The following is a 23,787-nucleotide window of genomic DNA, read 5'->3' as shown; positions in this document are numbered from 1 at the left end:
TTTATTAGGCACATATGAAGGCCAGCTTAAAAAACTTAAATATTCTGCTGTTAATTTTGCTACCCGCCCTCATCACAGGTGGGGTACTCATTATCGCAGGTAATTTATCAGATGGTTTGAGGCTCGGCTGTTTATCTTTGCCAGGTGTATTGCTCATTTATTTAGCGATTACTCGCCAAAAGGGATATTGGTATGTGAGCACCGTTGCTTGGTGGTTTATTGCTTGGCTCGATGCCTTGCTGCGTTCGAGTACCTGGTTTTTATTCAATAGTGATAATGAAGCCTATTTTATTATTGAAGCGATTGCCAATACCAACCATCAAGAAATCTGGGAGTTCTTACAGCTACATCTGCTGAGCATTGCTGCTGTAATTTTTGCTTTACTCTGTGTGCTGACACTATATAGTTTATCCGTGTTTAAACTTGTGAAGCCCATCCACTTCAAGCAGCTTTGGGCCAGTCATTTTTATCGTGGCTGCATTATTCTGCTTATGGTACTGACTGTAACCAGCTACCTGATGAAACCTTCACGTAAGGTACATCCTGTAATCTTCTGGTCAGAGTTCCAAACAAAAATACAGGATTTCAAAGACCGTATTAAACAGCATAAAGATGTTCATCAGCAGTGGGATGTCAGTGCTCGTCAGAATCTTGAACTGACCCAACACGCTGCAGGCAAACAGACCCATGTTTTAATTCTTTCAGAAAGTCTCACTAGCTTAAATTTAGGGGTGTGTGGTTATGCAAGAGATACCACGCCGGAACTGGCTAAACGACTGGCTGAAATCAAGGTCTTCTGCAATGCCTTTTCTCCATCCCCCTCAACCATTAACGCCTTGCGAGTCTTGTTGACAGAAAGTCCAGCCGCTGAACATGACAAATATTCACCAGAAAGTATTTTGGCTTATGCACGTGCTGCAGGTTATAAAATCTATTGGCTCAGCAACCAAGATGATACTTATTTATCGTCATTATTTGGTTCCTATGCAGACAAAGCCATTTATAAAAATACCCGTTCCGGCCGAAGTAGTACCTCTTTAGACGAAAGCTTGATTCCAGATTATCAGCAGGCACTTGCTGATCCAGATCCCAAAAAACTAATTATTCTGCATTTGATTGGTGCACATCCAAACTATCAAGAGCGATATCCTGCGGCATTTAATAAATTTAGCAGCGCCAGTAATGATCAGGTGGAGAGTGAACTAAAAAGTCGTAAGATTGATCCATGGATACGTTCGTTACGGAATGATTATGATAATGCCGTTTTATACGAAGACTCGCTACTCGCCAAATTTTTAGATGCATTGCAAGCAGATGGCGCACCAGATTTTAGATCTTTCACGGTTGTGTCGGATCATGGCAATGAAGTCGGACACGAAATTGACTATGCTGGACATAGTCCAAATACCAAAGCAGGTTATCAAGTGCCTGTAATTATGTGGTCCGATCACTTACAGGTCACGGGTGTCAATAAGGACAAAATTTTGAATACTGCTGAACTGGATAATAACCTCATGCATATCATGGGACTAAAAGATAAATCATCTCCTCAGCAATCGTACTGGCAAGATAAAAATTATCAGTTTACCCCAGAGATCAATTGGCCCTATTGGAAACAAAAAACTTAATCTGTGCCATGAAAATCCGGTTTTACCCAAAGAAGACTGGATTTTTTAATGGCAAATCCCGTTTCACTATAAAATTCTTGATATTTTCACAAAAGCATCATCAAATTGTCATTTATTTGAGAACTTTAGCTTTCACACTAAGGGCTTAAATAAAAACTGATGAGTTTATACATGTTTAAAAAAGCTGCTCTTTGTCTCTGCCTAATCAGTCTTGCAGGTTGTAATGATGACAATAATAATCAAGGCAATACCACTCAACCTGAATACCAACTTCCAAAAATACTAGTGATTGGACACCGTGGTGCAAGTGCTCTTCGCCCTGAACATACGCTTGCGTCTTATCAAAAAGCCATTGATGATGGCGCAGATTTTATTGAACCAGATTTAGTTTCAACCAAGGATGGTGTTTTGGTTGCTCGTCATGAAAATGAAATTGGTGGAACCACTAACGTTGCCACCCTGCCTCAGTTTGCCGACCGTAAGAAAACCAAAGTCATTGATGGCGTGACATTAGAAGGCTGGTTTACCGAAGATTTCACCTTAAAAGAATTACAGCAGCTTAAAGCACGTGAACGTATTCCACAATTTCGACCTGACAATCAAAAATACAATGACCTCTATCCTATTCCAACCCTAGAACAAATTATTGAACTGGCAGAAGCCCACTATAAAAAAACAGGAAAAATCATTGGTCTTTATATTGAAACCAAACATCCAACCTACTTCCAGCAACAGAATTTGGCGCTGGAAGACCCGCTGCTTAAAACACTGTCTAAGTATCAATATAGCCGCGATATTGCGCCAATTTATCTACAATCATTTGAAGTCAGTAATTTAAAATATTTAAAGAACCAACTTGATCTACACAAAAGTGTTAAACGCGCTCAATTGATTCAACTCTATGATGCGCCAGAAACAAGACCAGCAGATTACGTCGCACAAAATAATCCTAAAACCTATGCTGATCTGGCAACGGCACAGGGTCTCAAAGACGTTTCAGCCTACGCCAATGGTGTCGGTCCTTGGAAAGTCTATGTCTTTAAAGATGCGGCAATGACACAAACCACTTCTTTCATTGCCGATGCACATAAAGTCAATTTAAAAGTACATCCATATACTTTCCGTCCTGAAAACAACTTCCTGCCAGATACACTGAAATGTAGTACAGATAAAGCCAAAGCAGCTGAACGTTGCCCTACAGGATCGCTCAAAGAAATGCAACTGTATTTCAAAGCGGGTGTGGATGGTGTCTTTACCGATGACCCTGCTTTAGGTCGCCAAGCGGTACAAAACTATCAAGCGACCTCGAAATAACCTATGAGCTATAAATAAGGGCAGCTCAGCTGCCCTTTGAATCAAGAGGCTAACTGTTTCCCCTTGACCTGCGTCCATTGCCACCAGCCATAAGCGGCTAATCCAACAAAAGTAGCGTAGAGTCCTGCGGTCAGGAAAACTTCTTTGTAACTAAACATCCCCACATAGATGATGTTGACAAAAATCCACAGAATCCATGTGGCAATATGCTTACGGCTCGTCCAATAAGTTGCAAGTAAACTAAAGGCCACCAGTTGTGAATCCAACATCGGGACAGCAGCGTCAGTAAAGTGCTTCAGAATCAAACCAAACAGCACACCAAAAATTAGCGCTAAAGCCATTTGTGCCAATACCGTGGTCTTGGCAATCGGCTCAATCCGGATATCATGCTCTTGACGTTTACCTTTGAGCCAGTAATAAAACCCATACACATTCATCGCAATAAAGAAAAATTGCAGGATCGTTTCACCATATAACTTGAGGGTAAAGAAAAAATAGGCGTATAAGCTACAAGCGAGAAAATTAAACCACCAGCACCACATATTTCGTCGAATGGTTAAGGTCACACCAATCAGGCTAATGATCACCGCAAAAATTTCTAAAGCAGACAAGAGCAAACTTCTTTCAGAATTTGATCGCATCATTATGGAAAAATCTGCAATTTAAGCAATGCCCAATTGTTTATTCTCTTGACTGATATTTTTATCTTAATTTGAGAAAACGACTATTTTTCACCCAGAGCCTATGCTATAAAAATCTAAAGCGTATTTAAGATTTTTGATATGTTCAGCAACAAAGTTTCTTCAGCACTCAACATGATTATTTTGCATGGCATTTCTGCCCATGCAGCGTGGCGACGTGTCTGCATTTCCTTGCAAGGAGACTTTGCCCCCATTCATCCGATGACTAATTAAAACATCATTTGAACTGCAAGGTCGCCACAACAGCGACCTTTTTTATTGTCTAAATTTTTTAAACCGATCTACCGTTGCTATACCAGGAGTCTCAACATGAGCCAGTTACCCGAGAAGAATCTTATTTCCAGCACACAGATGCAACCGACTGTGGCCCTCGTTTCCCCTCGCCTTGCTACAGTCGGTCAATTTATTGCAGTGGTACTCATTTGGTCATTCACACCGTTGGCCGCAGTTTTGACAGTGCATGAAATTCATTGGGCTTGGGGACTGTTTTTTCGCTTCAGTATCGCCATTCCATTGGCATTGATTTGCCTGTTTTATTTTCGACAAAAGCTTATTTTGACACCTCAAGCTTTTATTAGTTATAGCGCGGGTGCAGTGGGTTTATTTGGTTCGATGACCTTTTGTTATATGGGTGCAACCCGTGTTTCCTCAGGCATGATTTCAATTATTTATGGCACGGCACCCCTCTGGTCAGGTCTAATTGCAGTCTTTATTTTAAAACGAGAACAGTTTTTAAAACGTCAATGGTATGGACTAACCGTAGCAATTTTAGGTTTATCCCTGACACTGGGGATTGGTGCTGATCATATTCAACTGGATTTGCTTGGTCTGCTTTATGAGTTCATTGCAGTTTTACTGTATGTGCTTTCAATGTTTGCCGTTGCCAAAGTTGGTGCCGAGATTCATCCCATTATTCAAACCACAGGCTCAACTTTGATTTCATGGTTCGGCTACTTGTGCTTATTACCCTTTTTCCTTACAGAAATGCCGACACAACTTCCCAGTCTGCAGACCTGTCTGGCATTGTTATATAGCGCCTTATTTTCTTCTGTGCTGGCCATGATTTTTTATTTTCATTTAATCCAGAAACTTAATCCAACCACCGTGATGCTGATTACCATTCTGACACCCGTGTTTGCCACCTGTTGGGGGATCTGGCTGAATCATGAGCCTATCAGCTCACATTTGGTCATTGGTTTAATATTGCTGTGCCTCGGCCTATTTCTTTATGCCTATCGCAATCGACCACGCCTACAATAAAATATGCAAACGGATGGGTCAGGCAACACGACCAATCCGTGATAGTAACTCTAGATTGACTCAAGTACACTGTAGCAACACTCCGCACGACGTCTCATAGATTTGATCAAGGATGAAATAATCGATGCGCTCTTACGTTTTATGGCTTTGCTGTAGTCTAATCTTGCTCTTACAGGGTTGTGTACATGCGACAACACCACCCGTTTCGATGACGCTTAAAACCGCAGAACTCAAACAGCGCTATTACCAAGCCAAAACCACTGCATCCGACGGTACAGTCATTGCGTTTACGGTGTATCAACCACAGTTAAAATCAGATCAAACTGCCCCATTATTGTTACATACCCATGGTTTCGGTTTGTCTCGGATGAAGCGCCCAGAACTCAGTTTATATGGTTTTTTATTACCCACAGGGCAAGTTGCAAAAACAGCGTGGCAGAAGGGCTATTGGGTAATTAGTTATGATCAACGTGGTCATGGCGATAGTCAGGGAAAAATTCGCCTCACCGATCCAGAGAAAGAGGCACAAGATGTCATCACGATAATGAACTGGGCTGAAAAAAATCTACCACAACTGGCCAAAAATCAAAACGGCGTCCGTACTGGTATGATTGGTGAGTCCTATGCGGGTGGTGTGCAGTATCTTGCTTCAGCAATAGATCGACGTTTGCAAGCCATTGTTCCGATTACCACTTGGTATGACATCGTGGATAGCCTTGCACCGAATGGCGTGCCGAAAAGTAACTGGATTAGCTTTCTTAATCTGATTGGAGACTGGTGGAACTGGAATAAATTTGATCCAGCTCTCAAACAAGCCTACTTGGATACCCAACAAGGGCAGTTAAAGCAGTCCACCTATAATTTTCTCAACACCCATCAAGCCAGCTGGTTTTGCAATCATAATCAAGCGCCGCAAGCAGATGCCCTGATTATTCAAGGTTTCAGAGATGTGCTCTTCCCTTTCAATGAAGGAGTTAAAGCAGCGCAATGTATGCAACAAGCGCAGCATGAAGTACATTTGATCGGGGTACAAGGTGGACATTTACAGCCTTTTGTTCAGCATTCACCCCATGGAAGTACCCCATTTTGGTATATTGGCCAATCCGTACATTGTGGAAATCAACAGCAGTACAATCTACAAAAAACGATTTTGGCGTGGTTTAACCAAAAGTTAAAAGATCAATCCCCAGCTGAATCATTACCAGCGTTATGCGTCGATCAAAGTCCCGTCAATCATTTTAGCGATCTTCACCCCATTAGCAGCTATGATTTGAAAAAAACATGGATCGCACCCACAAAAGTCCAAGCTGTCTTTGTACCCATCCATACTGCCCAGCAGCCAATCTCAATCACTGGCTCAGCGCTGCTGAGTTTAAACATGGAAACAACATCGAAATATGCAGACTCGACCATGTTTATCTCCATGGCAATTAAATCAAAGAGCACGGGAAAATATACCATTTTAAATGACCAAACCGCCCCATTTAACCCAGCAAAGAAACGGAGTTATGATCAGATTCGACTAAACTCAGCAAGTCATAATGAAAAAACGCAAACTATCGAATTACCAAGTGTTTATGGACAACTGAATCAGGGAGATACACTAGGCTTGTTGATCAACAGCGAAAGTGTGTATTATCAGAGAATACAACAGCCTAAAATCGAAGCATGGATTTCAGGGCAAATTGTTTTGCCAAAATTCTGGAATAAAGTTGCTACGAAATAGTTGTACTTATTATAGAAACCAATCGAGAGTGTAATTTACCACTCTCGATTGGCAATCAATTCTTCCATTTCAATGTCGAGATAACCGACATCTTGCACCACCATCATCATGGCTTCCGCAATATAATCTGCGGCAGTATCGTCTAAACTAGACTCCAAATCTTCAAACTGAGGTTTCATTTCGTTAATTTCGCTCAGGGTCTGATGTGCATAACGATAGATTTCAGTTTCAGATAAATCGGTACGACTGACCTTTTTAGAAAACTGTTGAATATGCTGCTTCACTTCAGCAACGAGAATATCGGGATAATATTCATCGTCAAACATGGGGAGGAGTAAATCTTCAAACATAAAAAATAATATGCCACTAAAACGCCATGCTTATAACATAATCTCACCAAAATCACGATATTTAGCCATAAAAAAAGCGGCCTTTCCGACCGCTTTTTAAAAAATATAGCTTAATCTTTTTTCGCACTTAAGCTTTTAGCAATCTTGGCAAGCTCTACGAATTCTTCACGCATTTGATAAGGATCTGGTTGTGCAGATTGCTGTGCCAACTGAATAATTTGATCCCAGCCGATCGCACCATTGTATTGCCCACCTTTTAATTGCTGCGCATAAGCAGCCACTGCAATCGCAAAACGGGTATCCGAATTGGCTTGGGCAAGTGTTTTGCTGTCGGCTTTCACCGCTTGATTGAGCAAAATACTTTTTTCCTGATTTGGCAATTTATAGCGCACATTGACAAAAGCATATTCAGACTTTTTCGCTGCATCTGTTTTTGTTGTTGCTTGATAACGCGAGTCATTCAGCCAACCTTGTTGACCAACTGGAATGATTTCATAAAGTGCGGTGACATTATGTCCTGCACCAATATCACCAGCATCGACTTTATCGTTATTGAAATCTTCCTGTTTCAACATCCGGTTTTCATATCCCACCAAACGATATTCTTTCACTGTAGCAGGGTTAAACTCGACTTGAATTTTAACATCTTGTGCGACCGTGGCGAGAGTCGATGAAAGCTGGCGCTGTACTACTTTTTTCGCTTCATTTTTATTATCGATATAACTATAATTGCCATCTCCAGCATCTGCCAGTTGCTCCATCAACTGTTCATTATAGTTTCCTGTTCCAAACCCTAAAGTCGTTAACGAAATCCCACTTTTGCGTTTCTCAGCCACCATCCCCTTTAAAGTATTAAAATCGGTAATCCCGACATTAAAGTCGCCATCGGTCGCTAATAAAATTCGGTTAATCCCGTTTTTAACAAAGCCTTTTTCAGCTTGCTTATAGGCCAGTTGAATCGCCTGCTCACCAGCAGTTGCTCCGCCCGCTTGTAAACTATTAATCACTGCGAGAATCTTGTCTTTCTGATTACCCGCAGTCGGCTCTAAAACTAACTTTTCACCACTGGCATAAGTAATAATCGTAACCTTGTCTTGGGCTCTTAATTGCTCAGTGAGTAAGCGTAACGTTTGTTTGACCAAGGGGAGTTTGTCTGCTGAGTCCATACTGCCAGAAACATCCACTAAAAATACCAGATTAGCAGGGGGTAATTGCTTGGTGGTGAGATCTTTGGCCTGAATCCCAATTTTGATCAGCTTGGCATTTTCTTTCCATGGTGAATCGACTGTTTCCGTTGTGACCGAAAATGGATGTATGCTATTCGGCTGCGGATATTGATAATCAAAATAATTAATCATCTCCTCTGCACGGACCGCATCAACAGGAGGGAAACGGCCATCATTTAAAAAACGACGGGTATTGGTATAACTGCCTGTATCGACATCAATACTAAATGTTGAGACCGCTTGATCCGCAACACGATGAACAGGATTGACCTCATTCTTTTGGTACTTTTCAGTATTCTGCTCTAAGCGTGGTCGCTCCATACTCGGCATAATGGCAATATAAGATGCTGGTGCGATCATTTTTCGTGTCTGAGCCAAGCCCTGATTTGACATGGTCATCGGGGCTGGTGACACAGGCATTGTCGTTTCAATCATTGCCTGATCATTGTGTTTAACCGGCAGACTACACGCCATGATCATGCAACTGAGCAAACTAAGTGTGAGTATTTTTGTAGATGGATGCATGCTTAAATTCCCAAATTCTATTTTGTCTTTTCAAATGAAATAAATATGCAAAGATTGTATGCAAAAAAATAAAGCGACACCGTATTTGTATGTATCTTTCTAAGACGGCTTATCAATGATTTAAAGCTAAAGCTTTATTCAATCGCATAATTGATCGTCACCACCACACGGGCAATTTTGTTGATGGTGGCCTTGTCATAAGCTCCTCCATAATCACTGTCATCGTCAGAGCCACTTTCAGGCAGAATATAGAATGCCCCTTGGCTGGCTGAACGCATCATCCCGACTTTGGCTCCACCGACCTTGGCAAATTCATTTGCGCGGCTATAGGCATTCTTGGTCGCATTGGCAATTAACGACATTTTGATTTCTTCAAGATTAGACACCAGATACTCTGGCTTCTGTTCAATGGCAATTCCTTTTTCATCAAGCAAATAAGCATCACGGGCTGCCTTTTCAATTTTCTTGATATCACGACTGCTAATCACAAAAGACTGCATGGCTAAATAGCCTTTAAACTCACGATTGATGCGTCCCTCCCCCATATTCACTTCCTCATAATACGGCTGTGAACTTTTATTCCCCAATTGCATATCAGCAGCCTTAAAGCCATGTTCAACAAAAAAATGCTGCAAAGCCTGCATATGCTGATCCAGTAACTGATAGGCTTGTGGAATCGTGTCAGAAGTGTGGTTGGTTTGTAATTTGATTTCCCAGCGCGCCGAGTCTGCTTGAATCGGTTTTTCAGCTAATCCTTTGACTATAATTGAGTTTTTATTGTTATTTAACTGTTTAAGCGCATAACCCATCACCGCAGCCGAGATAATAAAACCAAGACTTAGAATCAGTGCGCACAGCCATAGACTTCTATATGTAATTGTTTTAGCTTCCATTTTATTATATTGCCCATCTTATCTTATAGGCTTGTTATATTGAATCTTCTTCAGCAAGTCAATAGAGCCTTAAGCGCTCTACTGACTCAGACTAGCTTAGTTATTTTGCATCATTTTCCATACTTTAATGGCATCACTGGTGGCTTTCACATCATGAGCACGAACAATACTGGCACCCTGTTGAATACTCAACAAATGTCCCATTACGCTCCCCACGGTACGTTCTTGCGCAGGTACACCATTCAATGCTTCACCAATAAAACGTTTCCGCGATAACCCAGATAGGATGGGATAGCCCATTCGATTCAATTTCCAGAATTCATTCAGTAACTGAAAATTCTGTTGTGCATTTTTAGCAAAACCAAAACCAGGATCGATAATGATATTTTCAGCTTTAACACCAACAGCAATCGCTTGATCCAGACGTTGTTGTAACTCCAAAATCACCTCTTCAGTTACATCCCGATATTGATCCAACTGGTTCATATTGGTGGGTTCACCCCGCATATGCATCAAAATTACAGGAATATCCAATTCTGCTGCTGTTTCCAACGCCAGTGGCCGTGTTAAGGCACGGACATCATTCCAGATATGCGCACCAGCCTGTACAGCTGCACGCATCACCTCTGGCTGACTGGTATCAATCGACAAGATCACATCGTATCTGGACAATGCTTCAACCACAGGGACGACACGGCGGATTTCTTCTGCTAAAGCAACAGGTGATGCATTCGGACGGGTTGACTCTCCACCAATATCAATGATGCTTGCCCCATCTGCCATCATCCGCAACGCATGTTGGATAGCTTGATCTTTTTGATGATGCTGCCCCCCATCACTAAATGAATCAGGTGTCACATTCAAAATCCCCATCACTTGGGGTTGTGAGAGATCTAATCTAAAACGGCCGCACTGTAACTGACACGGTGCTAATAGCATCAACTGCATCAAAACGCTCCATATTGGAATGTGACTATATTAACAAGACTGCCATGTCGACGCTGATGATTTATTTTCAATTTAGAATGAAATCCAAACAAAAAAGAGCGACCGAAGTCGCTCTTTTTATCTCATCGTTGATTAGCCCATTGCTGGTAACGGCGGTGGTGTAGATGGACCATCTTTCGGTGGTTCAAATGCAGCCACTGGATTATCAGCAACATAAACTTTAGGTGGTTGAGGCTCACGACCTTCCATGATGTCACGGATTTGGTCACGATCGATTGTTTCCCAATCCATCAATGCTTTTACCATTGCATGTGCAATATCTTTGTTATTTTCCAAGATATCACGTGCAACTTTGTACTGTTCATCCAAAATACGGCGAACTTCTTCATCTACTTTTTGTTGCGTAGCTTCAGAAATGGTACGGCTACCCACATTACCGAAGAAACCGTTTTGGTTTTCATCTTCATACACCATTACACCAAGCTTATCTGACATACCATATTTGGTCACCATTGCACGCGCCATTTTAGTGGCACGTTCAAAGTCGTTAGATGCACCTGTCGACATTTGGTTGATAAAGACTTCTTCTGCAATACGACCACCAAACAAGATTGAAAGTTCATTCAACATCTTATCTTTATAGTGGCTGGTCTGATCTTGCTCAGGCAACTGCCAAGTCACACCTAGTGCCCAACCGCGCGGCATAATCGTTACTTTATGCACAGGATCAGTACCCGGTAAGATCTCAGCAACAATCGCATGGCCGGCTTCATGGTAAGCTGTCGCACGACGCTCTTCTTCACGAATCACCATCGATTTACGCTCTGGACCCATGTAAATCTTGTCTTTGGCATCTTCAAAGTCGTGCATATCTACCGTGTTTTTATTACGGCGAGCAGCGAACAATGCAGCCTCATTGACCAAGTTTGCAAGTTGCGCACCAGAAAAGCCCGGTGTACCACGTGCAAGTACTTTAAGATCTACACCTGTCACCGAAGGTAATTTCTTCAAGTGAACATTCAAGATTTGCTCACGACCACGGATATCCGGTAAACCCACCATCACCTGACGGTCAAAACGACCCGGGCGAAGCAAGGCTTTATCCAATACGTCTACACGGTTGGTTGCAGCAATAACGATTACGCCTTCATTGCCTTCAAAACCATCCATTTCAACAAGCATTTGGTTCAGAGTTTGTTCACGCTCATCATGACCACCACCTGTACCTGAACCACGATGACGACCGACTGCATCAATCTCATCAATAAAGATGATACATGGCGCATGGCGTTTAGCTTGTTCGAACATGTCACGAACACGAGAAGCACCGACACCGACAAACATTTCAACGAAGTCAGAACCCGAGATGCTAAAGAATGGAACCTTAGCTTCACCCGCAATTGCTTTCGCCAATAATGTTTTACCTGTACCTGGAGGACCAACCATCAGTACACCACGTGGAATGGTCGCACCCAGACGTTTGAATTTGGCAGGGTCTTTTAAGAAATCAACGATTTCAACCACTTCTTGTTTTGCTTCGTCACAGCCAGCGACGTCACTAAATGTTAGCTTGATTTGATCTTCAGATAACATTTTTGCTTTTGACTTACCAAAGCTCATAGGACCGTTTTTGCCACCAGCGCCACCGCCCATATTACGCATGAAGAACATGAATAATAAGATGATGAGCAATACTGGGAAACTCGCAATGAGAAGTTGCATCAAAATGCCTTGACGTTGCGGCGCTGTGCCTTCAACCACTACATTTTGTTTATTCAAGCTTGGTAGCAACTCAGTGTCTTCAACTTGAGGACGAACCGTCTCAAATGAAGAACCATTGGTTTTTTCACCATTAATATTTAAACCGTCAATTGTGACTTGTTTAATTTGCCCAGCATTCACCGCTGCAACGAAATCAGAATATTTCATCGCTGCAGGCTTATTGCGGTCACTGACGTTGCTAAAAATCAAAATCAGAACACCGAGTATGATGAGCCACAATACGGCATTCTTGAAGTAATCGCTCAAGGCTTTATTCCCATATCAATCTAATTTGATCATACCTAATCTTGGCTGACCTTCACAAAAACAGCAATGAATTTGCGTTGCAAAAAACTTAAAAGGTACAAAATGCACAATTTTTAACAACTTGGCAAGTACACTTTTATTGCAATGCCTTTTTACGACCTTGGCCAATCAAAAAAACTTCTTTCGATCGAGCACGTGATGCCGCAGGTTTGGCTGTTTTTAATACATCAAAACTATCGACCACCTGTTTTCGGAATTCATCAAATCCTGAACCCTGGAACACTTTAACAATAAACTGTCCGTTTGGCCCAAGTACTTTTTGAGCAAAATCCAAAGCCAGCTCACATAAGTAAATCTGACGTGGTTGATCAACAGCCCTATTACCTGATGTATTGGGGGCCATATCTGAAATTACAACGTCTACTTGACGTCCATTTAAAATATTTAACAATTTTTCGAAAACTTCTTCCTCTCGGAAGTCACCTTGCAGGAAGGTTACATCTGGAAGTGCGTCCATTGCCAAAATATCTGATGCAATGACCAAGCCATTGGCACCCACCAATTTACCCGCAATTTGCGACCAGCTACCTGGTGCCGCCCCCAGATCAACCACGGTCATGCCGGGCTTGATCATTTTATATTTTTCTTGAATTTCAAGTAACTTATATGCCGCGCGCGCGCGATAACCTTCCTTCTGTGCTTTCTTTACAAAATGGTCATCTAAGTGCTCTCTCATCCATGCACGACTGCTTTTAGACAATTTTTGATTGGTAATGCGTGTCGCCATAACTCACTAAATTTCAAAAAACTTCTGATGCATCATTGTACGTGAAAATTACTCTCAATACAGTACGGATGTACTTCATTCACACGAACTTTTACAGATTTTTTCCGATTATTGTCATTGATGATTTCGTCAATTTTTCACATATTTGTTGCAAGTGCTATGCTCATGAATCTATCTTAGAATCGGGATGCAAGTTATACTAGGTCGTTTTCCAAATCAGGTATTTTTAATGGCGGCTTTATCTATCCATGAACGTAAGCGTTTACGTCAAATCGGTCATGCACTTAATCCAGTTGTAATGATTGGTAGCCAAGGTCTTACAGAAAACGTCATTGAAGAAACAAATCGTGCTTTAAACGATCACGAATTGATTAAAGTGAAAATTGCGGGTGAAGACCGTGATGCACGTGGCGCAGTTATTGATGCCATTGTTGAAGCAACAGGCGCTGAGTCTGTACAAAAAATTGGTAAAATTGTTTTGCTCTATAAAAAAGCAGCCAAACAAAACCAACACCTGTCTAACTTGGTTCGTTTTGCTCATTTAAGTAATAAGTAATTACGATGGCAAGTTATGAACTGTCGGCTTTTGATCGCTTTAGTGCCATTACCGTGGTTGGAGCGATTGAGCAACAAACACCAGCAAGCTTAAATGTTGGTTTTTGGGTGCGTGACCCAAATCAATTTTTGATTTACCCAGATCAAGTCACAGCGCACCCACGTCGTGACTTTTTATGGGAACAAACTTGCTATGAAATTTTTGTAGGTGTGAAAGATCAGGATTTCTATCGTGAAATCAACCTTTCCCCTTCTCAAGCTTGGCAAGTCTATCAATTTGAAGAATACCGCTTTCCTGAAGATATGCCGCCTATCGCTGCCTATGATATAGAACTCAATCATTTGCAACGTACGCATTATGGATTGAATGTCAGTTTAGATCTGTCCCAATTTATGCGTGAGCATCAACTCAAATGGGCAGACCTCTATATTGGCTTAACAGCGGTCTTGAACACGACACAAGGTCTGCATTATTTTGCAATGCAACACAGTAGTCCTCAAGCAGACTTCCATAATAAGCGCGACTGGTTACATCAGTTCTAAATAAAAAAAGCGAGAAAAATTCTCGCTTTTTTTATCGCTATGCCAAATTAGCTGGCACGAACCTTATTCCAAGCTTCAACTGCTTGTTCTTTGGTACGCTTAAAGCTACCCACTAAAGTATCTTTATGCTTTACTGAAATCTGGCTAATGTCATCTTTCAGTTCTTTGCTCACTTTAGTTAAATCTTCAATCAATGCGTTTAACTCAGTTTTCAATGCATTTTTCAATTCAAGCAAGTTGCCTTGAGAAGAATTGAGTTGGGTTTTAATCACTTCAATACGCTCTAAGATATCCTGCTTCAGTTGAGTCAATTGATTTTGAATGTTTTGGTTCAACTCTTTCGCTTCGGTCTCAATTTTCTCTTGTGTTTCAGCCAGTGCTTCTTTGACCTGACCTTGCGTTTCAGCAATTACTTCTTTGGCATGTTCCTGAGTCTCGGCAATCACTTCTTTTGCCTTTGCTGTTTTCTCTGCCACCACTTCTTTCGCTTTTGCAGTTTTTTCAGCAACGACTTCTTTTACCTCAGTCGTTTTTTCTGCAACGGCTTCTTTGGCTTTGGTCGTTTTTTCAACGACAACCTCTTTCACTTCTTCAGCAGTTGCAGCAGGTGTTGTTTGATTTGCAGCCATTTTAATTTCCCTCATTTTTGATTGTTGATTTTTCGGCTAGACATAAGATAAAACGCTCATTTGTTAAACACCTTAAAAATTGTTAGACAATTTGCATAATATCTCATCATATCGATATACGGATGATCGATTTTGCAATAGACAGCTTTGTCCGCCTCTTAAAAAAGAATTCGAGAATTCCTGACTTTAATAAATAAAACACATAGACTTTTCACCCACTCATGCGTATAATGCGCTGTTAAGTTACAAGCGAGCAGACTGGAAGGAGGGGCATGTTTTTTTAAGACGGCCTGCCTTTTTTTATGTCTACTCGCTTTTTTACAGCCCTATTTTTGTGGTCTTAGTTCAGGAGCTTTGGTTTGAGCACCCCCGCCATTTTAGCCCTCGCAGATGGAACGATCTTTAAAGGAACGTCTATCGGTGCATCGGGTAGTACGACTGGTGAAGTCGTTTTTAATACCGCCATGACTGGTTATCAAGAAATTTTGACTGACCCAAGTTACGCGCAACAACTTGTGACGCTGACTTATCCTCATATTGGAAATACTGGCTGTAATAGTGAAGACGTTGAATCAGGTCGCATCCATAAAGTATGGGCGAATGGTTTAATTATTCGTGATCTTCCTTTATTGCACAGTAACTTCCGTGCTGAACAATCATTAAGTGAGTACTTGGAACAACACAATGTTGTTGCAATCGCTGATATTGATACCCGTAAATTGACGCGTATTTTACGTGACAAAGGTGCACAAAATGGTTGCATCCTTGCTGGCGAAAATATTACAGAAGAAGAAGCTATTGCCAAGGCACGTGCATTCGGCGGTTTGAACGGTTTAGATCTTGCAAAAGAGTGCTGTGATCCGACGGGTTTCGAATGGACTGAAGGTTCTTGGACTTTGGGTCAAGGCTTTACTCAACCAGAATTTAAATTTCATGTTGTTGCATACGATTATGGTGTCAAAACCAACATCTTACGTATGCTCGCAGACCGTGGTTGTAAATTAACAGTTGTTCCTGCACAAACCCCTGCTGAAAAAGTACTCGCATTGAATCCAGATGGCGTGTTCTTGTCAAATGGTCCTGGTGACCCAGCAGCATGTGACTATGCCATTGAAGCAGTGAAAACCATTGTTGAAACCACAACATTACCTGTATTCGGTATTTGTTTAGGTCATCAAATTCTAGCGCTTGCTTCGGGTGCGAAGACCATGAAAATGAATCACGGTCACCACGGCGCCAACCATCCTGTACAAAATCTTGAGAATGGTACAGTGATGATTACTTCTCAAAACCACGGCTTTGCTGTCGATGAAACTACCTTACCTGCAAACTTAAAAGTGACACATCGTTCACTGTTTGACGGTACAAACCAAGGTATCCATCGTACTGACAAACCAGCATTCAGCTTCCAGGGTCACCCTGAAGCTAGCCCAGGTCCACATGACTGTGCTCCATTGTTCGATCATTTCATCGAACTTATTGAAGCCGCTAAGAAGTAATTAAGGAGCGAATAATGCCTAAACGTACGGATATTAAAAGCATCTTAATTATTGGTGCTGGTCCTATTGTCATTGGTCAGGCGTGTGAGTTTGACTATTCAGGTGCGCAAGCATGTAAAGCGCTTCGTGAAGAAGGTTACCGCGTTATTTTGGTGAACTCTAACCCAGCGACCATCATGACTGACCCTGCAATGGCGGATGCAACCTATATCGAGCCAATCACTTGGCAGACTGTTGCTCAGATCATTGAAAAAGAACGTCCAGATGCAGTCCTGCCAACCATGGGTGGTCAAACTGCATTGAACTGTGCCCTTGCTTTAGACGAGCACGGCGTTCTTGAAAAATATAATGTAGAACTGATTGGCGCATCAAAAGAAGCGATTGAAAAAGCAGAAGATCGTAAACTGTTTGATATCGCGATGCGTAAAATTGGTTTGGAATGTCCAAAAGCGGCCATTGCTGAAACAATGGAAGAAGCGTTGGCGATTCAAGCGGGCTTCGGTTTCCCAGTGATCATTCGTCCATCATTCACCATGGGTGGTTCTGGTGGTGGTATCGCGTATAACCGCGAAGAATTCCTTGAAATCTGTGAACGTGGTTTCGACCTCTCTCCGACACACCAATTATTGATTGATGAATCATTGATTGGTTGGAAAGAATACGAGATGGAAGTTGTTCGTGACAAAAACGACAACTGTATTATCGTCTGTGCGATCGAAAACTTCGACCCAATGGGCGTTCACACTGGTGACTCAATCACCGTTGCACCTGCTCAAACATTGACAGACAAAGAATATCAATTGATGCGTAATGCATCGGTTGCAGTTCTTCGTGAAATCGGTGTTGAAACTGGTGGTTCGAACGTTCAATTCGGTATTAACCCGAAAGACGGCCGTATGGTTGTGATCGAGATGAACCCTCGTGTATCACGCTCATCTGCACTTGCATCTAAAGCAACAGGTTTCCCAATTGCAAAAATCGCAGCGAAACTTGCGGTGGGTTATACCCTTGATGAATTGAAAAATGACATCACGGGCGGCGTAACACCAGCATCTTTCGAACCGTCGATTGACTATGTTGTCACGAAGATTCCTCGTTTTAACTTCGAAAAATTCCCGCAAGCTGAGCCTGTATTGACGACTCAGATGAAATCTGTGGGCGAAGTGATGGCAATTGGTCGTAACTTCCAAGAATCTGTACAAAAAGCACTTCGTGGTCTTGAAGTGGGTGTATGTGGCTTTGATGAAAAAGTTGAAGCGGGTACAGCCAATGCCAAAGACATCATCTTAAAAGAGCTTAAAGTGCCTGGCCCTGAGCGTATCTGGTATGTTGCCGATGCATTCCGCCACGGTTTCTCTTTAGATGACGTATTTGAAGCAACCAAAATCGACCGTTGGTTCCTGATTCAAATTGAAGACATCATCAAAACTGAAGCGCAAGTAAAAACTTTAGGCTTTGGTGACTTAAACGCTGACAATATCCGTTCGTTCAAACGCAAAGGTTTATCTGACCTGCGTATTGCCAACTTAATGGGTATTTCACAAAAACAATTCCGTAAGCATCGTTGGAACTTGGGTGTCTATCCAGTTTACAAACGTGTGGATACTTGTGCAGCCGAGTTTGAATCGGGTACTGCTTACATGTATTCAACTTATGATGAAGAATGTGAAGCAAATCCATCAAACCGTGACAAGATCATGGTGATTGGTGGTGGTCCAAACCGTATCGGTCAAGGGATCGAGTTTGACTACTGTTGTGTACACGCTGCGCTTGCAATGCGTGATGACGGTTATGAAACCATCATGGTGAACTGTAACCCTGAAACGGTTTCAACCGACTATGACACCTCTGATCGTCTCTACTTCGAACCTGTTACTCTTGAAGATGTACTTGAAATCGTACGTACCGAAAAGCCTAAAGGCGTGATCGTACAGTACGGTGGTCAAACCCCATTAAAATTGGCACGTGCTTTGGAAGAAGCAGGTACTCCAATTATCGGTACATCACCTGACGCAATTGACCGTGCAGAAGACCGTGAACGTTTCCAGCAAATGATTCAACGTTTACAGCTTCGCCAACCGAACAACAGCATCGTAAAATCTGCTGAAGAAGGTATTTCAGAAGCTGCGAAAGTGGGTTATCCACTGGTTGTGCGTCCATCTTATGTATTGGGTGGCCGTGCAATGGAAATCGTGTATAACGAAGATGAACTTAAACGTTACCTTCGTGAAGCAGTTCAAGCATCGAATGAAGCCCCTGTCCTGCTTGACCGTTTCCTTGACGATGCAACAGAAGTTGACGTGGACTGCGTATCTGACGGTAAAGACGTTGTGATTGGCGGGATCATGCAGCACATTGAGCAAGCAGGGATTCACTCAGGTGACTCAGCATGTTCGATTCCTCCGTACTCGCTTTCACAAGAAGTTCAGGACGAAATGCGTCGCCAAACTGTGGCTATGGCAAAAGAACTTGGCGTTATCGGTTTGATGAACGTTCAGTTTGCGGTTAAAGGTGACGACATTTATGTACTTGAAGTGAACCCACGTGCATCACGTACTGTTCCTTTCGTATCTAAATGTATTGGTGACTCTTTAGCAAAAGTTGCGGCGCGTTGTATGGCTGGCCAATCTTTAGCATCACAAGGTTTCACCAAAGAAATCATCCCAACACACTATGCTGTAAAAGAAGCCGTGTTCCCGTTCGCCAAGTTCCCTGGCGTAGACCCAATGCTTGGGCCTGAGATGAAATCTACAGGTGAAGTCATGGGTGTAGGTAAAACTTTTGGTGAAGCATTCTACAAAGCGGTATTAGGTTCAAATGAACGTTTACCGGGCTTGCCAACTGAAGGTGAAGTCAAACATGCATTCTTATCGGTTCGTGAATCAGATAAGAAATACATCGCTGATGTTGCGAAAAAGTTGATTGCTTATGGCTTTAAACTTGTTGCAACAAATGGTACACATCGTGTGCTCAAAGAAGCGGGTATCGAGTGTGAAGCAGTCAATAAAGTGACCGAAGGTCGCCCACATATTGTAGACCGCTTGAAAAATGGTGAAATTCATCTTATTGTCAACACAACTGAAGGCAAACAAGCTCAGTATGATTCTGCCATGATTCGTCGTGCTGCCCTCCAAGGCAAAGTATATTACACCACGACAATTAACGGTGCAGAAGCAGTTTGCCAAGCATTTGCTGTGAAATTGCCAATGGATGTATACCGCTTGCAAGATTTACAAACTGTAGGTTAATTCTCTACCGATAAAGTCCCGTCACCTTATTGGTGGCGGGCTTTTTCTTTTTTTAATCCTGTATTTTCCCAACCAATTTAGAGGGGACCAGAATGCAACGTTATCCTATGACTCCCGAAGGCAAGGTTGCCTTAGAGAAAGAATTACAACAGCTCAAGACAGTGGATCGCCCACGTATTATCCAAGCGATTGCGGAAGCTCGTGAACACGGTGATTTAAAGGAGAATGCTGAATATCATGCTGCGCGTGAACAGCAAGGTTTCTGCGAAGGTCGTATTCAGGATATCGAAGGTAAACTGGGCGCAGTACAAGAAATTGATGTCAAAACACTTGAGCAAAATGGCCGTGTGGTCTTTGGCGTGACCGTAACCATTGAAAATCTGGATACGGAAGAACGTAAGACTTATAAAATTGTCGGTGATGATGAAGCAGATTTTAAAATCAATAAAATCTCAGTGAATTCACCGATTGCACGTGGTCTTTTAGGTAAAAATGAAGGCGACGAAGCGAAAATTCAAACACCGCAAGGTGAAGTTGAATACGAAATCGTAAGTGTGGAATATATTTAATATTCTATATGCAATTAACCCCTCACTTTGAGGGGTTTTTATATTTCAGATATTAGATAAAACATAATTAGCTATATATTTTTCAAAAAACCTGATGCGAAAATTTGAAAAGCATTTAAGGCTTCGGGGAGTAACTGTTCAGGATTTTCACTAGAGGCTACCCATAATGCAGCATTCATGGCAGCGCCATTTAAAAATACTGCTGCTGCTTCTGGGTCTATCATTTTAATTCGATTTGCTGCCAAAAGTTGCTCAATACACTCACGTGTAGACTGCAGACATCTGCTTTGACTTGGCCAATGCGCTGGATCACCCAACACTGCAGGTCCATCACGTAACACAATACGCTGAAACTCAGGATTTAAAGCATTTTTAATATAAGTCTGCCCTTCAAGTAATAATCCTTCCCAGAGGTCATCTGGCTGCTCCAGATGCTGCTGAGCAAATTCAGCCATCTGTGAGTCAATCTGATCAACAACTGCGGCAAATAAACCACGCTTATCACCAAAATGATGGTAGAGCGCCCCACGGGTTAGCCCTGCTTCTGCTGTGAGTTTATCCATTGAAGTATCGGCATAGCCATATTTAGCAAATGCTCGCCGTGCTACTTCAATCAGCTTTATACGAGTTTCCGCCATCTTTCGTTCACGAACAGACATGTATTTCACCAGTTGATCATCACAAAAATTTTAATTGACATACGCCTCGTATGTCAATTATGTTTACATACGAGGCGTATGTGAAAGTTAAATGATTTTTACTGATTGCTAATTTAAATATTGAAGGAGAACAGACATGACGAGAATTGCAATATTTCCCCAAGACCGCCATGCTTTATATGAACAACATGGTTATTCAGCTGCAATTCAATCGAAAGATTTACTCTTTGTTTCAGGGCAAGTGGGTAGCCGTAAAGATGGCTCGCCTGAACCCGATTTCGAGCAACAGGTAGAACAAGCTTTCAAAAATTTAGCAGCGACATTAGCAGCGGCTGGCTGCACTTTCGATGATATTGTTGATGTCACTACTTTTCATACAGATCCTGAACAACAATTCGATAAAATCATGAAAGTTAAAAATCAGATCTTTACACAAAAGCCTTATCCCAACTGGACTGCTATTGGCGTGACTTGGCTGGCAGGTTTTGACTTTGAGATTAAAGTCATTGCGCGTATTCCTCCCAATACTTAGCCGTCAGCTCACAGGCTGAATTGAGATTATTGGTTCAGCTTGAATTACAATTCGGTATAATGGCGAATTCCCTATTTTTTATATCTCCTTTATGGCCGAACAGTTAATCAACTCCCCTGTTAAACATTGGTGTGAGTTCGAGTTTATTGCAAAAACGGTGAAAAATCCGAATATCCATATCAAAGGCAATTATTCTTATTATTCGGCTTATTGGGATCAAGGTTTTGAGCGCTGTGTGGTGCGCTATCTGCATGACAAGGCAGCTACGCCTGAGAAGCCCATTGACCAACTACATATTGGCAACTTTGTCTGCTTTGGGGCTGAATGCGTGATTATGATGGGTGGTAATCAATTGCATCGCCCTGACTGGATCTCAACTTTCCCATTTGATACACGTAGCTTTCAGACCGCAAGTGATACGGTGATTGCCGATGGTTGCTGGATTGGTAGCCGTGCCATGATCATGCAAGGGGTCAAATTGGGTGAAGGTGCGGTGGTTGCAACAGGTGCTGTGGTCACGCAAGATGTACCGCCTTATGCGATTGTCGGTGGTGTCCCTGCCAAAGTGATTAGATACCGTTTTTCTGAACAAGATATTAAAAAACTGCTTTCCCTGAAGCTTTATGACTTAGATGAAAAGCAGATTTTAAAGATGCGTGAACAATTGCAGACTGATGATGTGGATGCACTGATTCAATTCTTTGAGCGTAATTAAGACCGCTTTTATAGATAAATTATGGTGATACATGTCTTTTATTTTCATGGAAATTTCATCTATTCTTGAATCCATCCAAACTTAACCATAATGCTATAAATAATAACTATCCCTATAAAAATGCTAGGTTTTATTCTCATCCTAACAGGTTTAGAATAGAACCATAGCTTATATATTAATCAAATTTTATTGACTGAATTCAACGTAAAATCATAAATATAAGGAGTATCCAACATGGCTTATCAAAAAATCTTAGTGGCAATTGACGACTCTGAAATTGCTGCGAATGTCATTCGTGAAGCAGCTCAGTTGGCGAAAGCCCTAGACAGTGAACTCACGGTGGTTGAAGTGATGACTTTAGATCCTTATCTTGCAGATGCCTATATTCGTATGGGGCAAAGCAATGATTTAATAGAAAGAGTCCGAAGTTATGCTCAAGACAATCTCAGCAAAGCTGAAAAAAAGTTTGAAGAGCATGGTTTAACGGTTGCAACACAAGTTCTGGAAGGGTTTTCAGTGCATCAAGAAATTATTGGGGCAGCACAGAACCTAGGCGCAGACTTGATCATTATGGGCTCGCATGGGCGCACAGGCTTTAAACAGTTTGTGCTCGGTAGTGTAGCGCAGAAAGTTTTAGCAGAAAGTCATATTCCCGTATTGATTGTACGTTGATAAGTACAGTCAGCAAATTTGCAAATCGGCATTTTGAGACAATAGATCAATAAAGTACTGAATATCATCTTGGTTAAATTTTTGTTTTGAGTATTTAAAATTTTTCCATACGATGCGTAAAGGATACTGAATTGGTCTAATCTCATCAGTCAAACAATCTCTTAATGCCATAGAATTACACCCCATATAACCTAATACCCCACAAACTTCTTCGCCAATATAGCAATATAAATCTAATTCAGATTCTATATACGCCCCATCCAAAATAATTTCTTTAACAATACGATCATCCTTTTGCACTAGTTGAGCTCTCAGATAACTAACATCCAACCAGCACTTCTTATCAAAATCACTGAGAGCAAACCAATATTTTTGACCACATTCACCCTTTAAATATTTATAAATCAGCTCTTTTCTCTTAAAGAATTCATTTAACTCCAATTCTGCGTCCTCCTCCCCATCAAAAGAATAGAAAATAACTAAATCATTATTTTGATATGCAAAATCGAAGCAAAAATATATTTGATCACTCATCTTTTCATGGAGGTTCTTTTGATGACAGCTTAAATAGAGTCCAAAGAGATAATCTTTTTTGTTCTAGTGAATAATTTCAACGCGTCCATTTCAGTAATTATCTGAGGATTGAGACAATTATGAAAAATAATTTTTCTTGGTCATATTGATATTGATCTACATTTAAACCATAAAGTACGGTATCTAATTCATTTTCATAGTCATGTTTTATAAATTCAATTTTCATTTATGTTTCACTGATAAAAT

22 protein-coding genes are annotated in these 23,787 nt (G+C 41.5%); 12 read left to right on the top strand and 10 right to left on the bottom strand.

Translation table 11 applies throughout. The features are described from left to right. Window positions 1-14: 14 nt before the first annotated feature. Together NQU59_RS07890 and NQU59_RS07885 are read left to right on the top strand one after the other, a co-directional pair. Window positions 15-1,628 carry a phosphoethanolamine transferase gene (locus tag NQU59_RS07890; RefSeq protein WP_005243697.1) on the top strand — a complete coding sequence of 538 codons (1,614 nt, stop codon included), beginning with the start codon at window positions 15-17 and terminating at the stop codon, window positions 1,626-1,628. 171 nt (window positions 1,629-1,799) lie between these two features. Next, window positions 1,800-2,942 (top strand): glycerophosphodiester phosphodiesterase, encoded by a 1,143-nt coding sequence (locus tag NQU59_RS07885; protein ID WP_032861874.1) that lies wholly within the window; start codon window positions 1,800-1,802, stop codon window positions 2,940-2,942. Between the two features lie 41 nt (window positions 2,943-2,983). On the opposite strand, the gene pnuC is transcribed toward NQU59_RS07885, so the two are convergent. Then, window positions 2,984-3,586, bottom strand: a complete 603-nt coding sequence (gene pnuC / locus NQU59_RS07880; protein WP_257065696.1) for a nicotinamide riboside transporter PnuC — start codon at window positions 3,584-3,586, stop codon at window positions 2,984-2,986. A 366-nt stretch (window positions 3,587-3,952) separates the two neighbouring features. Here pnuC and NQU59_RS07875 point away from each other — a divergent pair, with 366 nt between their 5' ends. Together NQU59_RS07875 and NQU59_RS07870 are read left to right on the top strand one after the other, a co-directional pair. Continuing rightward, window positions 3,953-4,903, top strand: a complete 951-nt coding sequence (locus tag NQU59_RS07875; protein ID WP_257065694.1) for a DMT family transporter — start codon at window positions 3,953-3,955, stop codon at window positions 4,901-4,903. 124 nt (window positions 4,904-5,027) lie between these two features. Continuing rightward, window positions 5,028-6,629 (top strand): CocE/NonD family hydrolase, encoded by a 1,602-nt coding sequence (locus NQU59_RS07870; protein ID WP_257065692.1) that lies wholly within the window; start codon window positions 5,028-5,030, stop codon window positions 6,627-6,629. 35 nt (window positions 6,630-6,664) lie between these two features. On the opposite strand, the gene NQU59_RS07865 is transcribed toward NQU59_RS07870, so the two are convergent. The 6 genes from NQU59_RS07865 to rlmE all read right to left on the bottom strand — a co-directional run bounded on the left by NQU59_RS07865 (window position 6,665) and on the right by rlmE (window position 13,386). Further along, window positions 6,665-6,979 carry a DUF5713 family protein gene (locus tag NQU59_RS07865; protein WP_043973409.1) on the bottom strand — a complete coding sequence of 105 codons (315 nt, stop codon included), beginning with the start codon at window positions 6,977-6,979 and terminating at the stop codon, window positions 6,665-6,667. A gap of 110 nt (window positions 6,980-7,089) precedes the next feature. After that, window positions 7,090-8,730, bottom strand: a complete 1,641-nt coding sequence (locus NQU59_RS07860; RefSeq protein ID WP_257065688.1) for a vWA domain-containing protein — start codon at window positions 8,728-8,730, stop codon at window positions 7,090-7,092. A gap of 134 nt (window positions 8,731-8,864) precedes the next feature. Next, window positions 8,865-9,623 (bottom strand): SIMPL domain-containing protein, encoded by a 759-nt coding sequence (locus NQU59_RS07855; RefSeq protein ID WP_005243710.1) that lies wholly within the window; start codon window positions 9,621-9,623, stop codon window positions 8,865-8,867. Between the two features lie 96 nt (window positions 9,624-9,719). After that, window positions 9,720-10,571, bottom strand: a complete 852-nt coding sequence (folP, locus tag NQU59_RS07850; RefSeq protein WP_257065687.1) for a dihydropteroate synthase — start codon at window positions 10,569-10,571, stop codon at window positions 9,720-9,722. A 132-nt stretch (window positions 10,572-10,703) separates the two neighbouring features. Next, complete coding sequence (ftsH, locus tag NQU59_RS07845; RefSeq protein WP_004651936.1) at window positions 10,704-12,599, bottom strand: ATP-dependent zinc metalloprotease FtsH; 1,896 nt, start codon at window positions 12,597-12,599, stop codon at window positions 10,704-10,706. A 136-nt stretch (window positions 12,600-12,735) separates the two neighbouring features. Continuing rightward, window positions 12,736-13,386, bottom strand: coding sequence for a 23S rRNA (uridine(2552)-2'-O)-methyltransferase RlmE (rlmE, locus tag NQU59_RS07840; RefSeq protein ID WP_005243712.1), 651 nt, complete (start codon window positions 13,384-13,386; stop codon window positions 12,736-12,738). A 229-nt stretch (window positions 13,387-13,615) separates the two neighbouring features. Between rlmE and yhbY the strand changes: the two genes are divergently transcribed. Both yhbY and NQU59_RS07830 read left to right on the top strand, forming a co-directional pair. Next, on the top strand, window positions 13,616-13,942 hold the full coding sequence (yhbY, locus tag NQU59_RS07835) for a ribosome assembly RNA-binding protein YhbY (protein WP_004774823.1): 327 nt from the start codon (window positions 13,616-13,618) through the stop codon (window positions 13,940-13,942). A 5-nt stretch (window positions 13,943-13,947) separates the two neighbouring features. After that, window positions 13,948-14,484 (top strand): DOMON-like domain-containing protein, encoded by a 537-nt coding sequence (locus tag NQU59_RS07830; RefSeq protein ID WP_005243715.1) that lies wholly within the window; start codon window positions 13,948-13,950, stop codon window positions 14,482-14,484. A gap of 47 nt (window positions 14,485-14,531) precedes the next feature. Here the strand turns inward: NQU59_RS07830 and NQU59_RS07825 are convergent, their stop codons facing one another. Continuing rightward, a complete protein-coding gene (locus NQU59_RS07825) occupies window positions 14,532-15,113 on the bottom strand; it encodes a hypothetical protein (protein WP_257065683.1) in 582 nt (193 codons plus the stop codon). Between the two features lie 359 nt (window positions 15,114-15,472). On the opposite strand from NQU59_RS07825, the gene carA reads away from it, so the two are divergent. From carA to greA, 3 genes are all read left to right on the top strand, one after another. After that, on the top strand, window positions 15,473-16,612 hold the full coding sequence (gene carA / locus NQU59_RS07820; protein WP_005243717.1) for a glutamine-hydrolyzing carbamoyl-phosphate synthase small subunit: 1,140 nt from the start codon (window positions 15,473-15,475) through the stop codon (window positions 16,610-16,612). A 14-nt stretch (window positions 16,613-16,626) separates the two neighbouring features. Beyond that, a complete protein-coding gene (gene carB, locus NQU59_RS07815) occupies window positions 16,627-19,860 on the top strand; it encodes a carbamoyl-phosphate synthase large subunit (RefSeq protein ID WP_005243726.1) in 3,234 nt (1,077 codons plus the stop codon). A gap of 92 nt (window positions 19,861-19,952) precedes the next feature. Then, window positions 19,953-20,429, top strand: coding sequence for a transcription elongation factor GreA (gene greA, locus NQU59_RS07810; protein ID WP_004651928.1), 477 nt, complete (start codon window positions 19,953-19,955; stop codon window positions 20,427-20,429). 71 nt (window positions 20,430-20,500) lie between these two features. Here the strand turns inward: greA and NQU59_RS07805 are convergent, their stop codons facing one another. Further along, window positions 20,501-21,088: a TetR/AcrR family transcriptional regulator gene (locus NQU59_RS07805; RefSeq protein WP_005243727.1), complete on the bottom strand. Its 588-nt coding sequence runs from the start codon at window positions 21,086-21,088 to the stop codon at window positions 20,501-20,503. A gap of 136 nt (window positions 21,089-21,224) precedes the next feature. Between NQU59_RS07805 and NQU59_RS07800 the strand changes: the two genes are divergently transcribed. The 3 genes from NQU59_RS07800 (at window position 21,225) to NQU59_RS07790 (ending at window position 23,007) form a co-directional block, all read left to right on the top strand. Beyond that, window positions 21,225-21,620 (top strand): RidA family protein, encoded by a 396-nt coding sequence (locus NQU59_RS07800; protein ID WP_005243730.1) that lies wholly within the window; start codon window positions 21,225-21,227, stop codon window positions 21,618-21,620. A gap of 91 nt (window positions 21,621-21,711) precedes the next feature. Further along, window positions 21,712-22,335: a CatB-related O-acetyltransferase gene (locus NQU59_RS07795; protein WP_257065675.1), complete on the top strand. Its 624-nt coding sequence runs from the start codon at window positions 21,712-21,714 to the stop codon at window positions 22,333-22,335. 234 nt (window positions 22,336-22,569) lie between these two features. Continuing rightward, on the top strand, window positions 22,570-23,007 hold the full coding sequence (locus NQU59_RS07790; protein ID WP_005243734.1) for a universal stress protein: 438 nt from the start codon (window positions 22,570-22,572) through the stop codon (window positions 23,005-23,007). Window positions 23,008-23,016: 9 nt separating this feature from the next. Here the strand turns inward: NQU59_RS07790 and NQU59_RS07785 are convergent, their stop codons facing one another. Further along, on the bottom strand, window positions 23,017-23,541 hold the full coding sequence (locus NQU59_RS07785) for a barstar family protein (RefSeq protein WP_257065666.1): 525 nt from the start codon (window positions 23,539-23,541) through the stop codon (window positions 23,017-23,019). Between the last annotated feature and the right edge of the window lie 246 nt (window positions 23,542-23,787).

It is taken from the genome of Acinetobacter colistiniresistens (assembly GCF_024582815.1).
Taxonomy (GTDB): domain Bacteria; phylum Pseudomonadota; class Gammaproteobacteria; order Pseudomonadales; family Moraxellaceae; genus Acinetobacter.
This window is presented reverse-complemented; position numbering and strand designations above follow the sequence as displayed.